The organism is Paraburkholderia sp. (genome assembly GCF_035656215.1).
GTDB lineage: Bacteria > Pseudomonadota > Gammaproteobacteria > Burkholderiales > Burkholderiaceae > Paraburkholderia.
Genome location: NZ_DASRSY010000306.1, coordinates 1 through 16,347 on the forward strand (window position 1 = coordinate 1; position 16,347 = coordinate 16,347).

The 16,347-nt window shown below is 62.4% G+C and carries 14 protein-coding genes; 6 read left to right on the top strand and 8 right to left on the bottom strand.

The genetic code is table 11. The features are described from left to right. From VFE81_RS17435 to hutC (VFE81_RS17450), 4 genes are all read left to right on the top strand, one after another. Nucleotides 1-598, top strand: a 598-nt coding sequence (locus VFE81_RS17435; protein ID WP_325045788.1) for an ABC transporter permease, incomplete at its 5' end; no start/stop codon positions are given. Between the two features lie 34 nt (nt 599-632). Further along, nucleotides 633-1,424 (top strand): ABC transporter ATP-binding protein, encoded by a 792-nt coding sequence (locus VFE81_RS17440; protein ID WP_325045789.1) that lies wholly within the window; start codon nt 633-635, stop codon nt 1,422-1,424. Between the two features lie 54 nt (nt 1,425-1,478). Further along, the gene (locus VFE81_RS17445; protein WP_325045790.1) at nt 1,479-3,113 is read left to right on the top strand and encodes a histidine ammonia-lyase; all 1,635 of its coding nucleotides are present in this window, start codon (nt 1,479-1,481) and stop codon (nt 3,111-3,113) included. A 226-nt stretch (nt 3,114-3,339) separates the two neighbouring features. Beyond that, complete coding sequence (gene hutC / locus VFE81_RS17450; protein ID WP_325045801.1) at nt 3,340-4,023, top strand: histidine utilization repressor; 684 nt, start codon at nt 3,340-3,342, stop codon at nt 4,021-4,023. A gap of 37 nt (nt 4,024-4,060) precedes the next feature. On the opposite strand, the gene hutC (VFE81_RS17455) is transcribed toward hutC (VFE81_RS17450), so the two are convergent. From hutC (VFE81_RS17455) to VFE81_RS17475, 5 genes are all read right to left on the bottom strand, one after another. After that, nucleotides 4,061-4,861, bottom strand: coding sequence for a histidine utilization repressor (gene hutC, locus VFE81_RS17455; protein ID WP_325045791.1), 801 nt, complete (start codon nt 4,859-4,861; stop codon nt 4,061-4,063). Between the two features lie 79 nt (nt 4,862-4,940). Further along, on the bottom strand, nt 4,941-5,810 hold the full coding sequence (locus tag VFE81_RS17460; protein ID WP_325045792.1) for an amino acid ABC transporter ATP-binding protein: 870 nt from the start codon (nt 5,808-5,810) through the stop codon (nt 4,941-4,943). 20 nt (nt 5,811-5,830) lie between these two features. Beyond that, entirely contained in the window at nt 5,831-6,493 is a 663-nt protein-coding gene (locus tag VFE81_RS17465) for an amino acid ABC transporter permease (protein WP_325045793.1), read from the bottom strand. Nucleotides 6,494-6,523: 30 nt separating this feature from the next. After that, on the bottom strand, nt 6,524-7,174 hold the full coding sequence (locus tag VFE81_RS17470) for an amino acid ABC transporter permease (RefSeq protein WP_325045794.1): 651 nt from the start codon (nt 7,172-7,174) through the stop codon (nt 6,524-6,526). Nucleotides 7,175-7,286: 112 nt separating this feature from the next. Continuing rightward, on the bottom strand, nt 7,287-8,114 hold the full coding sequence (locus VFE81_RS17475; protein ID WP_325045795.1) for a transporter substrate-binding domain-containing protein: 828 nt from the start codon (nt 8,112-8,114) through the stop codon (nt 7,287-7,289). Nucleotides 8,115-8,389: 275 nt separating this feature from the next. Between VFE81_RS17475 and VFE81_RS17480 the strand changes: the two genes are divergently transcribed. Both VFE81_RS17480 and VFE81_RS17485 read left to right on the top strand, forming a co-directional pair. Continuing rightward, complete coding sequence (locus tag VFE81_RS17480; protein ID WP_325045796.1) at nt 8,390-9,379, top strand: isopenicillin N synthase family dioxygenase; 990 nt, start codon at nt 8,390-8,392, stop codon at nt 9,377-9,379. Continuing rightward, nucleotides 9,376-10,824, top strand: coding sequence for an FAD-binding oxidoreductase (locus VFE81_RS17485; protein WP_325045797.1), 1,449 nt, complete (start codon nt 9,376-9,378; stop codon nt 10,822-10,824). The genes VFE81_RS17480 and VFE81_RS17485 overlap by 4 nt, the downstream gene beginning before the upstream one ends. 19 nt (nt 10,825-10,843) lie before the next feature. Here VFE81_RS17485 and VFE81_RS17490 read toward each other — a convergent pair whose 3' ends face one another. From VFE81_RS17490 to VFE81_RS17500, 3 genes are all read right to left on the bottom strand, one after another. After that, nucleotides 10,844-11,626, bottom strand: coding sequence for a hypothetical protein (locus VFE81_RS17490; RefSeq protein WP_325045798.1), 783 nt, complete (start codon nt 11,624-11,626; stop codon nt 10,844-10,846). A 214-nt stretch (nt 11,627-11,840) separates the two neighbouring features. Then, nucleotides 11,841-15,251, bottom strand: coding sequence for an alpha/beta fold hydrolase (locus VFE81_RS17495; protein ID WP_325045799.1), 3,411 nt, complete (start codon nt 15,249-15,251; stop codon nt 11,841-11,843). A gap of 210 nt (nt 15,252-15,461) precedes the next feature. Next, a complete protein-coding gene (locus VFE81_RS17500) occupies nt 15,462-16,253 on the bottom strand; it encodes a hypothetical protein (RefSeq protein ID WP_325045800.1) in 792 nt (263 codons plus the stop codon). Nucleotides 16,254-16,347: the final 94 nt, after the last annotated feature.

A 16,347-nucleotide genomic window follows, 5' to 3' on the forward strand; every position in this document is an offset into this window, starting at 1 on the left:
CTTCGCGCGTGCTTATATCCTCATATTCCGCGGCTCGCCGCTGTTGATCCAGATGTTCCTCGTCTACTACGGCATGGGCCAGTTCGGCGTGATTCGCGAGAGCTTCCTGTGGCCGGTGTTGCGCGAGCCGTACATGTGCGCGGTTTTGTCGTTGGCGCTGTGCACCGCCGGATATACCGCCGAGATTATCCGCGGTGGTTTGATGGCTGTGCCGGTCGGTCAGATCGAGGCGGGTTATTCGATCGGCCTGTCGGGTTTCGCGCTGCTGCGCCGCGTGATCGGTCCGATTGCTTTGCGCCAGTGTTTGCCCGCGTATTCGACAGAGGCCGTGCTGCTCGTCAAATCGACCGCGCTCGCCAGTCTTGTCACCGTGTGGGAAGTGACCGGTGTCGCGCAGCAGATCATTCAGCAAACGTACCGCACCACGGAAGTATTCATCTGCGCCGCGTTGATCTATCTGTTCCTGAATTTCGTCATCGTGCGTTTGCTCGGTTTCCTTGAGATACGTCTGTCGCGCCATCTGCGTACGGCGCCCACGCAAAGCTCGCCGAGCCGGCCGGTTTCGGCCACGACCGAAGCACGCCGCGCCGCGCCCTGAACGATTGCACATCTTGCAGAATCTGGAGAATCCCATGAACGCTACGGCACCTGTTGCACTGTCGGTCAAGAACATCCATAAGTCGTTCGGCGACCACCACGTGCTCAAAGGCATTTCGCTCGACGCCCATCAAGGCGACGTGATTTCGATTCTCGGCGCGAGCGGCTCCGGCAAGAGCACGTTTCTGCGCTGCCTGAATCTGCTCGAAACGCCGGATGACGGCTCGGTGGCGCTCGGCGGCGAAGAGCTGAAAATGAAGCGGCGCGGCGACGGCAAGCTGCATCCCAGCGACCGCCGCCAGGTGGATCGTGTGCGCTCGCAACTCGGCATGGTGTTTCAGAACTTCAATCTCTGGTCGCATATGACCGTGCTGGAGAATCTGATCGAAGGGCCGATGCGGGTACAAAAGCGCAGCCGCGCCGAATCGGTTGAAGAAGCGGAAGCGCTGCTCGCGAAAGTCGGTCTCGCGGAAAAACGCGGTCACTATCCGGCGCATCTGTCCGGCGGTCAGCAGCAACGCGTGGCGATCGCGCGTGCTTTGGCAATGCATCCCAAGGTCATGCTGTTCGACGAACCGACTTCGGCGCTCGACCCCGAACTGGTCGGCGAAGTGCTGCGTGTGATGCGGTCGCTCGCCGAAGAAGGCCGCACGATGCTGGTCGTCACGCACGAGATGGGGTTCGCGCGCCATGTGTCGAATCGCGTGATGTTCCTGCATCAAGGTCAGGTAGAAGCCGACGGTACACCAGACGAAGTGTTCGTCGAATGCAAGTCGGACCGCTTCCGCCAATTCGTGTCGAGCCACCAGGATCGCACGACTAACTAACTGACCGGCACACGCTGGTCACCACCTCTTCACTTCACCGGGCAGCGCACTATCATGGCCGTGATCCGTTCCGATTGTTCCCTCAACTGGCATCAGGTTGCAGCGGTTGCTTCCAGCGAGCCGCTTGAGCTTTCCGCTACTTCGCGTGCACGGATCGCTGCGTCGCGCGAGCTGGTCGAGCAGATCGTCGCGCGCGGCATTCGCGCGTATGGCGTGAATACCGGCGTCGGTGCATTGTGTGACGTGATCGTGTCGCCGGCCGAGCAGCATACGCTGTCGCGCAACATCCTGATGAGCCATGCAGTCGGCGTCGGCGTGCCGCTGGGTACGGCTGAAACGCGCGCGATCATGGTGGCGGCCGTCAACAATTATGCACACGGACATTCGGGAATTCGCCTCGAAGTCGCCGACCGGCTCGTCGCGTTGATCAACGCCGATTGCCTGCCCGAAGTGCCGACGTTCGGCTCGGTCGGTTATCTGAGCCATATGGCGCATATTGCGCTGGTATGCATCGGCGAAGGTCATGTGCGCTATCGCGGGGAACGGCTCAAAGGGCGCGACGCGTTGCAGATGCTCGGGCTCGAACCACTCGTGCTCGAAGCCAAGGAAGGCCTCAGCCTCGTCAATGGCACGCCATGCGTGACAGGTCTCGCGGCGTTGGCATTGGCGCGCGCCGAGCGACTGCTCAACTGGTGCGACGTGGTTGCCGCGATGAGCTTCGAGAATCTGCGTGGCCAGCTCGCCGCGTTCGATGCCGAATCGCTAGCATTGCGCATCTCGCCCGGCCTGAACCTGGTCGGCGAACGGATGCGCACGGCGCTCGCAGACAGCGGCATCCTCGCTGCGGTGGTCGGCCAGCGCACGCAAGACCCGTTGAGCTTGCGGACCATTCCGCACGTGCATGGCGCCGCGCGCGACGTGCTGGACGCGACCGCCGAAGTGCTCAACCGCGAACTCGCTTCGATTACCGACAACCCGATCGTCGCCGGCACGCCGGAAAACCCGCGCGTCTATTCACAGGCGCACGCGGTGGGCGCCTCGATCGCACTGGCGATGGACAGCCTCGCCACCGCGATCGCACAAGTCGCGGCAATGGCCGAGCGGCGCCTCGACCGCCTCGTCAATCCGCTCGTGAGCGGCTTGCCGGCGTTTCTCGCGGAGCCGGGCGGCACCTGTTCCGGCTTCATGATCGCGCAGTACACGGCGGCCTCGCTCGTCGCGCAGAACCGCCGCCTTGCGATGCCCGCGAGTCTCGATGGCGGCATCACGTCCGGCCTGCAGGAGGACCACCTGTGCCACGCCACGCCCGCTGCGCTGAAAGCGCTGGAGATCATCGACAACGCCGGGCGCATCGTTTCGATTGAATTGCTGGCGGCTGCGCAGGCCTACGATCTGCAAAGCATCGATGCACCGCGCGCACCGCATACTGACGCGCTCTGGCAGCGCGTGCGCCGTGCCGTGTCGACCTATCGCGACGACCGGCCGCTTGCGGACGATATGACAATTGCGTTTCGCCTGATCGCCGATGAAACACCGCCGCCGCTGCCAAACCCGGGTAATATCCGGCCCGGGCTGGACGCTTCAGTCGGCGGCGCAGGTCTTGCCGCATTGGCGAGTGTTGCCGTTACGGGCAAGCTCGGCGCCGACCCGGCGGTCAACGATGGCCGGGCGGCTGCCCATGCAGGTTGAAGGATTCAGCTGCCGGGCTTGAGTTGCAGGGCTTGAGTTGCAGGACCAGGAATAATGGAGACAACGCCGGTGAGCGGGCTTACCCGCCGGTGAACCGGCCTGACGTGTACCACCCGTGTACCATCCGCGTACCACCCACGAGGTCGACGTGAACACTATTACAAACGCGCAAACCGCAGACACGCAGGGCCGCCCTGATCGTACCCATGAGACACCCGCCAAGGCGATGCCCGCCTATGAGCAGATCAAGCGCTATGTGATCAGGCGCATTAGCGAAGGGGACTGGAAGCCAGGCGGCTTGATCCCATCCGAAACGGAGCTGGTCAAGGAATTCGGCGTCGCGCGCATGACGGTATCGCGCGCGCTGCGTGAACTCACCACCGACCGCGTGCTAACGCGTGTGCAAGGCTCCGGCACATTCGTCGCGCCGCAACGCTACGAATCGACGGTGCTTGAAATCCGCAATATCGCCGACGAAATCGCCGCGCGTGGCCATCGCCATTCAGCGCGTGTGCTGACGCTCGAACCCAGCGACGATCCGCACGCGCTCGAAGCGCTCGGTCTCGCCGGCGGCCCGGCGTTTCACTCGTGCATCGTGCACAGCGAAGAGGGCGAGCCGATTCAGTATGAGGATCGTTACGTCAATCCGAAGGTATTTCCCGACTACCTGCAGCAGGACTTCACCGTCGAGACGCCGAATCACTACATGGTGCGGCTCGCGCCGATCCAGCGCGCGGAGTTTCGCATCTATGCGCAGAAGCCCGACGCGTATGTGCGGCGGCATCTGATGATGGATATCGGCGAGCCCTGCTTGCAGCTGTGGCGCCGTACATGGGTTGGTGACGATGTGGCGACGTCGGTGCAGTTGTGGCATCCGGCATCGCGTTTCCATCTGGCGGGCAACGTGTGAGTGGCAAGACGCGGGTGAGGGCACGGCGTTCGCGCCGCTAGCCCTGGCGCTGCGACAGATCCGGCGTGAACCGGCACCCCAGCCGGTACCGTGAGCCCGGATGCACAAAACGCGCGAACGTGACCGCAACGCCGCTTGTCCATGTGCGGCGCATCAGCGTCAGGCACGGTTCATCGACACGTATTTCCAGCAACTCGGCTTCGGCACGTGTCGGCAGGCCCGCGTCGACGATATGCTCGACGTCGTGCGCCGGGACGGTCTCGAACAGATATTCCGACGGCCTCGTCGTGGAGAAATCCTGCTTGAGGAAGTCAGGTGCCGTAACCGGATTGACGTAACGGTCTTCGAGCTGCACCGGCAAACCGTTCTCGCGATGCACGCAAATCACATGAAACACCGAAGCGCCGGGTGCAAGCCCTAAGGCGTTCGACACCGTCACGGGTGCGGTTTCGCGTTGCGAAAGGACCGAGTCGTAGCTGTATTCATGACCCCGCGAACGGATCTCGTCGCCGATATGGGCGATCATCAGCAGTGTCGATTGCGGCTTGCTTTGCGCGACAAAAGTGCCGACGCCGGACACGCGGGTGACGAGACCTTCGTCGGCAAGTTCGCGCAGCGCGCGATTCACCGTCATGCGCGATACGCCGAGTGTCGCGACCAGGTCCAGCTCGGACGGCAGACGTTCACCCGCTTGCCGTGCACCCGATTCGATAATCTGGCGGATGTGGTTTTTAACCTGTTCGTAGCGGGCGGCCGGTGCGTCGTTAGCCATGCGCGTGGCTTTTATCGCCACGGCAGACGGATGGTCGTGAGCTTTGCTGCGAACGGTGGAGGACATCGGCGGCCCTAGCGTTACTGTCCGCGCGAAACGGACAAATCACGCGAACCAGGCCAACCAGGCGAGCACGGGTGCAGATTCATACCGGCTCCACATCGTCAGGACCGCGCGTCCAGAACGCATTGCGGTCGAAGTAGTTTTGCAGGAACTGCCGCAAACGTGGCTGTCCTTCGTCATGAAAGACTTCGCGCGGCTTGCCTTGCACGGCGATGCGCCCCTGGTCGATGAACATCACCTTGTCGGCGACCTGCGCGGCAAAGCCCATTTCGTGCGTGACCACGGCCATCGTCATGCCGTCGCGCGCGAGCTGCTTCATGACCTGCAGCACTTCGCCGACCAGCTCGGGATCGAGCGCCGAGGTCGGCTCGTCGAACAGCATGATGTGTGGCTCCATCGCCAGCGCGCGTGCAATTGCAACGCGCTGCTGCTGGCCGCCGGAAAGTTTCGACGGGTAGGCATCGCCCTTGTGCGCCAGGCCGACTGTTTCCAGCATCGCGTTGGCGCGGCGGCGCGCTTCCTCACGCGACAGATGGCGCACACGCAGCAATGACTCCATCACATTGCCGAGCGCCGTCATGTGCGGCCATAGATTGAATTGCTGAAATACCATGCCGACGTTGCGCCGCACGCGATTGATCTCGCTTTGCGACGCCCGCCCGCGTTTTCCATTGCGCTCGCTATAGCCGAGCAGTTCGCCTTCGATGCGCACATCGCCTTGATCGTAGGTTTCGAGCGCGGCGAGGCAGCGAAGCAGCGTGCTCTTGCCCGAGCCCGAGGGACCGATGATGCAGACCACTTCGGAGCGGGCGATCTCGAGATCGACGCCGCGCAGCACTTCGACTTCGCCGAAGCGTTTCTTCAGGTCGCGCACCTCGATCAGCGGCGCGCCGGGCGGCGTAGCGAGGGCGGTGGTGGTCGCGGAAGAGGGCATGTCGGCGATTGCGTTCATAGGGTGGTCTGGATTTCCGTTCATGCCATGAAGCGCGCGATGCGGGTTTCAGCCCACATGCCCACGCGCGACGTCAGTTCGACCAGCGCGAGATAGCATACGCACAGCACCAGCAGCGTTTCGACGAAAGCGAACGTGGCCGAACCGATGCCGGTCAGTACGAACGTGAGCTCGGGGACCGTGACGATCGATAGCACCGCGGTTTCCTTGCTCAGAACGATAATCAGATTGGTCAGCGCGGGCACGATCAGCACCAGCATTTGCGGCACCTGAATGCGCAAGACGGCTTGCCAGCGGGTGAGTCCGAGACATGACGCCGCTTCGAGATGGCCCGGTGGCACGGATTGAAAACCCGAGCGGAAGGCTTCGGCGAAATACGCGCTGCCATAGAGGCCCAAACCGAGCACGCCGGCCGTTATCGGTTCGAGTGTGAGGCCGAAGGACGGGCCGCCGTAATACAGCAGAAACAGTTGCACCAGAAATGGCGTGCCGCGAAATAGCTCGATATAGAAGCGCAATACGCCGCGCACCCAGCGTCCGCAAAAAAGCTGGAGCACGGCGATCAGAAAGCCGATCAGGATGCCGATTGCCACGCCCGCGGCCCAGGTGCCGAGCGTGGTCGCGAGACCGGCGGCGATGGGCTGCAGGTTGTGCGTGATGACGGTGGGGTCGAGCTTTTGCATGGCTTATTTCAATGTCAAGCTCAGGGTCGGTCAGGCGTGCTGCAAACGATATTCGGCGGCGTGCGCGACAAGCGCCAGGCTTCCGCAGATCACGAAATAAATCAGCCCGGCGGCAACGTAGGCTTCGAGCGGCCGATAGGTACTGGCGGCAATGTTCTGCGCGGTGCGCGTCAACTCGGCCACACCCACCACCGAAATCAGCGACGAAGCCTTGATCAGCAGCACCATTTCATTGACGAGCGAAGGCAACGTCAGCCGGAACGCCTGCGGCACCAGAATGCGTCGCAGCATATCGAACGGTGAAAGCCCGAGCATGCGCGCGGCTTCGATATGACCCGACGGAATACTGAGGAAACCGCCGCGCAGAATCTCGGCGATATAGGCAGCGGAACACAACGACACGGCGCTCACCGCCGCGACGATGGGCGAGACATTGATGCCGGCGAACGGCAGCAGGTAGTACACCAGCAGCAGTTGCACCAGCATCGGCACGCCGCGGAAAAAGAACACATAGGCGCCGCCAAACATGCGCGCGGAGCGCTTTGGGGAGAGGCGCGCAGCGCACACGCCGATCGCGACGAAGAAACCGATCAGGAGACCTGTCAGCGAAATGCCGATCGTGGCGAGCGCCGCGTGCAGCAGCAGCGGTAAACCCTGGAGAAAGACGGTTGTGCTGAACATAAGCGTCGCACTCGCTAGAACGGGGAGGGCGATGCGGCTCGTCGAAACGTCCGCATCGCAAACATCATGAACGTGTGCTGCAAAACATCAGATGCATCGCTGCGTCAGGGCATCAATAGTTCGGCGCGGGCATCGTGGTCGGCGCATCCATTGCGACACCGAACCACTTTTTCTGCAAGGTAGCGAGACGCCCGTCATTGTGCATTTTCACGAGCGCGGCGTTGAAGGCGTCGGCGAGCGGCTTGCTGTCCGCATCTTTACGCAGGCAGTAGGCAAAGTACACTTTCGCGCCGAACGGCGGCTGTACCACGGCGAAGGCTTCGGGGCGTTGCTTGGCGACGTACGCGATGTTGGTCATCGAGTTCGCGACCGCCGCGATACGGCCGGCGGCGAGATCGGCATAAGCCTGATTGTTGTCGACGTATTCGCGGATTTCAGGCGGCTTCGGCAAGGTGGCCACGTAGGCCTTCAACTGGTCGAGCTGGGCCGAGCCTTTGCCCGCGCCGACAGTCTTGCCGGCGATATCCGACGATTGCTTGACGGAGGCGTCGTTGGCTCGCTTGAGCAGCGCGTCGGTGGCGTCCGCGATCGGCAGGGTGTACGTGTAGCGTTCCATGCGCGCTTTGGTGACCGTTAGCGGGCCGCCCACCATGTCGAACTTGCCGGCTTCGAGACCCGGCAGCACGCTCGGCCACGGCAAGTCGATGAAGCGCACCTTCACGCCCAATTCCTTGCCGACCTCGGCGAACAGATCCTTATTGAAGCCCGCTTGCTGGCCGTTTTCAAGGAAGTCGAAGGGCGCGAACTGCATCTCGGTGCCGACTACCAGCTCGCCTGCTTTTTTCACTTTGGCGAGCTGGTCTTCCGCGTGGGCGGTGACGCTTGCGGCGCACAGCGCCAGCATGACCAAACGACACTTCCAGCCTGCAAGGATGCTCATGGGATTCTCCGGTTGGCAAAGCGGTGTCGCGCGAAGGCGGTTCGTCAGGGAAGCCCTGCGCGAGTCATGCGAGGCAGTATATACCGCAGTTTTCGTGCGAAATAAATAAACGCGCGAGTAGAGAAAAGCCCTTACGTAAAGCCACGCGAAGCAACTTGCGAGTGCGCTTTTGGCGGTATATACAACTGGGATGCACGAGGCGCGCGAATTTGTCGCGAGTCATCTGGACGCCTCTTTCGTCAGTTGAATTGGCCGGCTTTTCAGGGAGCAATGCAATGCCCGTGACCCGCATTCCGATCATCGATCTTGCCGGCGTGCGCGCCGGCGACCCGCAGGCTTTGACGCGCGTGGCGCACGAAATCCGCGAAGCGTGCACGACGATCGGCTTCTTCTACATCGTGAATCACGGTGTGCCGCAAGCGGCAATCGATGCAGCCGAACAGGCCGCACGCACGTTCTTTGCGTTTCCGGTGGAGACGAAGCGGCGCGCGGCGGTCAATCAAAGGCATCGAGGTTTCAACGCGCTCGGCGACGCCACCATGTATCAGGCCAGGCGCCCCGACTACAAGGAGTTCTTCAGCATCGGCCTCGAGTTGCCTGAGGACGATCCCGATGTGCGCGCGGGCCAGGCGCTGCGTGGGCCGAACAACTGGCCGGATTTCATGCCTGAGCTGCGGCCTGCGCTTTACGGTTATTACGAAGCGGTCGCCGCATGCGGCGCCGATCTGCTGCGGGCGGTGGCGCTGAGCCTCGGCGTCGATGAGCATTTTTTCGCGCCGCGTTATACGAAGCGGATGCAGCGCACGCAGATGGTCTACTATCCGCCGCAGCCGCCCCAGTCGGACGCGGATCAGTTCGGCGTTGCGCCGCATACCGACTACGGCTGCATTACCTTGCTGTGGCAGGATCAGGTGGGCGGCTTGCAGGTGCGTGAGATCGCCAACGATACGTGGGTCGATGCGCCGCCGATTGAAGGCAGCTTCGTCGTGAATGTCGGCGATCTGCTGGCGCGCTGGACCAATGACCGCTTCCGTTCCACCTTGCATCGCGTGATCAATGCGTCAGGGCGCGAGCGCTATTCAATCGCGACGTTCTATGATCCCACCTACGGTGCGACGGTCGATCCGCGTGAGCTCGGTACGGGCGAAGCCGACCTCAAATACCAACCGGTCGCCGCGGGTGACTACATCCTCGGGCGGATCAACGATTCGATGGGTTATCGGAAGAAAGCGGCAGTTGAAGGAACGCAAGGAACCACTGCATGACAGATAACAATTCGGCAGACGGCGTAGTGAGTCGCGCAGGCAGCGACGCAACCCACCGCGCGGCGCCGCTTTCCGCAACACTCGACGCGCTGCGTGCCGCGCTCGGTGCCGACGCGGTGCGCGTCGGCGAGCAGATCGGCGAACGCGCGATGACCGACTGGACGCGCCACGATCCGACGCGTCCCGCCGCGCTGCTTCTGCCGCGCAGCACGGAAGACGTCTCGCGCGCGCTGGCCATTTGCCACGCGGCGCATCAACCGGTGGTGCCGCAGGGTGGCATGACCGGTCTCGCGGGCGGCGCGATTGCGCGTGCGACCGATATCGCGCTGTCGCTCGAACGACTCATCGGCATCGAAGAAATCGACGCAGCCTCGGCCACGCTAACCGTGCGCGCCGGCACCACCTTGCAAACCGCACAGGAAGCCGCCGCTGAAGCGGGCTTCGAACTCACCCTCGATCTCGGCGCACGCGGCTCGTGCCAGATCGGCGGCAATCTGGCGACCAACGCAGGCGGCAATCGCGTGATCCAGTCGGGTACCGCGCGCGACCAGGTGCTTGGGCTCGAAGTCGTGCTCGCCAATGGCGACGTGCTGACGTCGCTCGGCAAGATGGTCAAGAACAACACCGGCTACGACCTGAAACACTGGTTCATCGGTTCGGAAGGCACGCTCGGCGTGATCACGCGCGCGGTGCTGCGACTCCATCCTCCGCGCGCGTCGCGCCATACGGCGCTCGTTGCGCTCGACGGTTACGGCGCAGCTGTGAACCTGCTGCGCCGCCTGTCGACGCGCTTTGGCAACGACATCGGCGCGTTCGAGATCATGTGGCCGGATTTCTACGATTTCGGCGTGACACTGACGGGTACCCGCTCGCCGTTCGCCGACTCGCACCCGCTCTATGCCCTGATCGAACACGCGAGTTTCGACGCAAGCGACGACGGCGAACGCTTCTCCGCCGCGCTGACCGACGCGCTCGATTCAGAAGCGATTCGCGACGCGGTGATTGCGCAATCGGTGGCCGACGTACGCGCGTTATGGGCGATTCGCGAATGCACCGCCGAGTTTCCTGTGCGGCTGGATGCGATCAATTTCGACGTGAGCTTGCCGATCAGCGAGATCGGCGCTTTCGTCGACCGCTGCCGCGCGGCGCTCGATCAGCGCTGGCCGGGCAACGCGTCGTATTTCTTCGGGCATATCGGCGATTCGAATCTGCATGTCACCGTCGACGGCCATTCGATCCCCGGCGTCGATCACCGTGCGGTGTATGCGTTCGTCTATGAGATGCTGGGCCCGTTGCACGGTTCGGTGTCGGCGGAACACGGGATCGGTTTGCTCAAGCGCGAGTTCTTGCCGATCTCGCGCTCGCCTGCTGAGTTGGCCAGCATGGTCGCCATCAAACATGCGCTGGACCCGCACGGCATTCTGAATCCGGGCAAGCTGTTTTGAGCAGGACGTGCCGCGCGATTTACTGCGGCGCGTCTACGGCGTGCGTCAGCAGTTCGCTGGCGTAACGGCGGTAGAGCCATGACAGCGAGGCCGCCGCGAACACGATGAACACAGCATTCAACAGCGCCTGAACGATCGCAATGACGGCCACGGTCTGGGTCTGTTGTGCGGCCTGCATCTTGGGGCTGGCAAAGACGAGGAAAATGGCGCTCAGCACGAAGAGCGGCAAATACGTGACGAAGCCCACGCCGATCATGCTCCACACGTGCCCGCGGCTGTCTTTCCAGGCGGCGCGCAATGCGAACCTGCTACCGAGCGCAATGGACGGATAGAGCAGGATCAACCGCATGGTGACGAACAGGTAGATCACCAGCATGGGCAGGTAGATCAGGATACCGAGCCGAACAGCGCGCATGGCGAGGTAACCCAGAGCGGCAAACACCAGCATCGACAGCACGACAGTCAGCGAGACCAGCGCGTAGCGGCCGAGTGGCTTGCCATTGAGCGGCACGAGCGGCTGCACGCCTTCGCCGAGCAGCACGAAGCGATGGACCTTGATGGTTAGCGTACCACCCACCACCAGTTGCAGTGCGCTCCAGACGAGTGGCTGGAGCCCCTGGCCGAGACGCGCCATCGCGTCGACACCGTCGGCGGCCGTGGTGACAGGGTGCGGGCGGCCCAGCAGCGACGTGCAGGCCAGTACCGCACAAACGCCCAGGAACAACCAGGGCATCTGCGTAACGGCTTGCCACGAACTGATCCATCCTTTCTTGACGCAGGCCCCGAAGGTCAACTGTTGCATAGTTTTTAGTGAAATCGCTTTGACGTGTGAAGCCCCTCAGCCTGGCGTATATCGAAGGAGGGGGCCGATTCTGTTTCTCAAGGCAATGTGGATGCGATGCGTCGTGTTTACTGGATACCATACCTGGACCGACGCTGGAACAGCGAGCGGCGCGTGATCCATGCACGCGCCCGCGGGTTTTTCGATCCTGTGGCGACGCTGCCCTCAGCCTGCGTCAATGCGCATTCAGATACCGCGCAATCAGCGGATAGACATCCACCGCCGCGTCTTTGCCGAAGATACAGTCGATGTGGCCGTAGCCGGGAATCAGATGCCGCTCGTAAGGCTGCTCAGGGAAGTGCTCGACCAGCATGTCGTACGTGAGCTCGGTACTCTTCGGTAGATAGGTTTCGTTTTTTTCGCCGTGGATGAAACCGATCGGCAGGCGCATGCCCTCCAGACCTTTCATGCCGTCCGTGCCCGTCAGGTAAACGTCATCGCCTTGGGCATCGACGACCTTGCCCGCTCGTACCATGGCGGCCAGATGCTTGAACACCTCGACGTCGTGTACGCCGAACAATTCCTGCAGGTTCGAGTGAAGCGTCTCGCTCAATTGTCCATGTTCGTAGAGCAGGCCGTACAGGAAGGTCGCCCGGTGACAGATCGGGCTGCCGCAACCCTGCTTGTGATTGAGCGGGTAGAGCCGCAACGCTTCATCGAGCAGGTTCTGGGGCCACGACCTGTGCTCCGTAAATGCGGTCAGATCGAGTACGCCGAGATGCCTCATGATGTCCGGCACGTGCAACCCGCACTTGATCTTTTCCAGGGTGCCCGGCACCGGGTGTGCCGAGACCTGCGATATGACTGCCGAACGCACACCCTTGAGGCCGTATAACAGCGACATGGTCAGTGCCATTCCACCCATGCAATGGCCCAGCGCCTGAATGTCCGGCACACCGGTCAACTCCCGCACTTTGGCGACCGCGCTCGTAATGTCCTCGCGAGCGACCTTGTCGACATTGGTCGGCACCAGCACGCTCGGCATTTCGATGCTGACGCGCAGATCGACGAGCCATACGTCGTAGCCGGCCGTACAGAGAAATTCCACCAGGTTGGTTGCGATCAGATCGGTGGAATAGATCCGGCTCGATACGCCCGAACCGTGAATCAGCAGCACGGGACGCAGCGGTTTGTCGGACGGCCCGGCGTAGCGCGTGAGTCGCAGCGTGGTCCCGTCGGGCGTGTCGAAGAAGACCACTTGCGGCACGGGCGCGCGCAGTGCACGCTTCAGACGCGGCGGCGTTGTCGGGTCATAAAACTGTAAAGGCGCGGCCACGCCGCCATATTCGGTGAACAACACGCCCGCGAAAAACTTGCCGAACTTCAGGGTCCATTCAAGACGCGTTGTCAGATCGGGCGTGTTGGTGACTTCAAGCGTGCGTTGCTGTTTGAGGAAATTCTCGGGCGTGATGATCAGCGTTGCTTTGCCGATCGCCGGCGCATCTGCTTCTTCCGACGCGCGGATTTCGGCGTAGAGCGTGTTGGTCTGCTCCCACAGATTGATTGGCGACGTACGCGTGATGATCTTCTGTCCGCTCAGGTAGTACGGTTTGCCTTCGATGGAATTGAGCGTCATGCGGTAATTCATGTTGCGCTCGTCCACGTCCGATTCGTTGACCACGAACAGGTTGAAGGTGCCGTTGGTGATCGTCATGGGTTGCGCGGAGAGCGCGGGGCAAGTCAGCGTGCCGGTGGTGTGAGCCAGATGTTGCGGATTGCTGAGCATATCGGCCAGATCGTCCGATTCGACGGTCAGCGTGAATTCAATCGGACTGTTGGCGACTTCGCCCACAACGGCCGGCGTAAAGGTGCCGATCATCGTTTCGGTGAAGCGCAGGCCGATCTGTTGCGGCAAGGGCGTCGCGGCGGTTCCCTTGGACATGTAGTCGATCGTCCAGCCTCGCGCGTTTGCGAGCAGCGCGCAATTGCGTTCCGCAAGCGCGGAAATGGTCAACAGCGGATTGACGCCGAGCGACATCGGCATGACCGCGCCATCCATCACATACAGGCCGTCGTGCACCGCATTACCCGTCGTGCCGCTGAAAACTCGCCCCTGCTGGTCGACGACGCCGCGCTCCGCATCTTCGCCCATCCCGCAGCCGCCGAGCGGATGCACGGTGACGGTGCGGTTCTTGAGCAGGTTGGTCGAAATCGGATTGCGCACATATTTGCCGCCCAGCGGTGCCTGCGACTTCTCAAGCGTTTCTTCGACGGTACTGTAGATCGGTTGCTTACCGGCGTTCGGCCAGTCGATGCGCGCCCTGCCTTTGTCATTCACGCTGATCTGGCCGCTTTCGTCGTCATGCGCCATAACCAGATAGGCTTGCGTGTGGTTGAGGGCGCCGTGATAGGGGCCGCGCAGGAAGCTTTCGATCACGCGCGCGTCGTAGCCGGGGCGTTCCCCGGCTGCGTGCGGCGCGGGAATATCGACGCCTTCGAATGGAGCAACGCCGCCGAGCAGGGCCACCATCGCGGCGCCGATCGGCCCGGCGAGCGAACCTTCTTCGATCACGAAGCCGTCTTTCACGTCAGGGGTGTTGCGGTGGTCGATGATGCCGGTAATGGTCGGTCCGACCGGCGGAATGTCGCCCTTCAGGTGCGCACCCCAGCCGACGCCGTTGATCACCTCGTCTGTGTTGTACGCGAAGGCCAGGACGTCGCCGTTCCCGGTGAAGTGTTTGCCGAGCATGCTCGAAACGGTCAGCCCCGCCTCACGCGAGCGCAACAGCAGGGCGCTCGAACCGATCGTGCCGGCCGACACGATGACGATATCGGCGCTCACGAACAGATCCGGCGCGTCATAACTCTCGCGGCCCAGCTTCACCTCCTGAAAGCGCACGATCCACTTTTGCGTGGCTGCGTCGCGCAACACCGAATGCACCGCCGTGCCCGTGAAAATATGTGCGCCGTGCGCGACCGCATCGGGCAGATAGTTCATGTGCGTCGAATTTTTCGCGTCGTAGTTGCAGCCCGAGTTGCAATCGCCGCATCCGACGCAGGCTTTCTGCTCGACGCCCGCCGCGTTGATGCAGTCCTTGAAGGTGACGGTGACCGGCGGGGGGTAAAAACGATCTTCCATGCCGAGTGCCTGCGCGGATTTTTTGAGCGCCTGCAGTTTCGGCAACTGCAGGAAATCGCCCGACACCGGCGACGGCTGCAGCATGGCGCGCGCAAGTTCGTAGCCCTTGTCGCGTCCCGCCTTGTCGGCGCGCAGCGCGGCGGGCCAGCGGTCGTCATTCCATAACCGCGGCTCGGCTTCGAGCGCGACGTTCGCGTTGATCAGCGACGTGCCGCCCAGTCCGCAGCCCACCACCGCATTCACATCTTCATTCACATGCACTTCGAGCAGCGCGAGCGGCGAGCCGATTTGCGCGAGGGCGGTGTTGTATTGCATCTGCGCCGCGCCTTCGATGGGCGTGCGCGGATAGTCGCCGGCCATGAATTCGCGCCCGCGTTCCAGCACGCACACGCTTTGGCCGGCGCGTGCCATGCGGCTCGCGGCAATCGCACCGCCATAACCCGAACCTACTACCACCACCTCGTAATGCGATTGCATCGCCGTCAGGGCGCTCGATAAGCGGTTCATTAAGACCACCTCGTCAGGAATGGGATGCCGGGTGGGGGAACCCGGACTTCGGAAGGAAGACGGTGTGCGGCTAAGGCTTTTTTATCGTAGGCGGTGCGCGAAGACAAAAAAAGGCGCATCGTACGTGGCGCGCGGGCTATGCGTGCGGCGTGCTCGACTTCCTGAAGGAAAAAAGCCGCCGGCGGCCCACGCCAGTGTGCGGATGCGCTATTAGGCGGCTACTTCATTCATTTCGCTGTCACTCGATTCGGCGGCGAGCAGGTTCAACGCGAGCAGAATCGCCTCGCGATTCTCGATGTCGATCTCGATGCCGAGCACGTCGATCAGCCAGCGGCCGATCTTGGTATTGGAAAATTCGTCGGCGCCGGCCGTCTTTTTCATGGTGACGCCAAGTTTGACGGCGCGATAGTGATACGAGGGCACACGATGCTGAGCAGCGACTGCCGACAGGCCGCCTTTTCCTTCCGAGCACCAGCCGAGGCTGCCGGCCAGCACGATACGCTCCGGCTCGTCGAGGCTGTCGATAAAGGTGCGCGCCGCGAGCCGCACGCGTTGCTCGTCGAGGCCGTATTGCAGCAACACGCTTTCGACGGGGTCTTCCAGCGCTTGCGCGTGCAGATCGATTTCCTGCGCCATGCCTTCGTTTTCCATCGACACGTTGCGTTGATGGCAGGCGCTGCGCAGGCAGTCGATCAGGTAACGGCGAAAATACGCGCACAGTGCGTAGCCGTTGGACGGCGCGCTGTCGGCGCAGGCATTGGTTTCCGTGTGGCCGGGCGCGAGGCGCAGTACTTTCGAGTAGATGAACTGCGCGACCAGTTCTTCCTTGTCGTCGCCGAGCGCCTGCAATTCCAACGGGTGATAGGTGCGCAGCGCCCGCTTGACCAGATCGACCATCGACACCATTTCATCGGCGGACAACTGGGTACGCCGACGCCACAGGTCGGGCAGGATCGCATCGTCGAGAGTGCGGACGAACGCGTGGCTCGGAACTGCGCCCATGAAAACCTCCGTAAGGGGTAAAACCAGGAGCGCGGGAGCCTCGACTGCAGGCAAAGAAGGGGGGGAGCTTTTAAGCCGCGCTGGAATGTGAAGC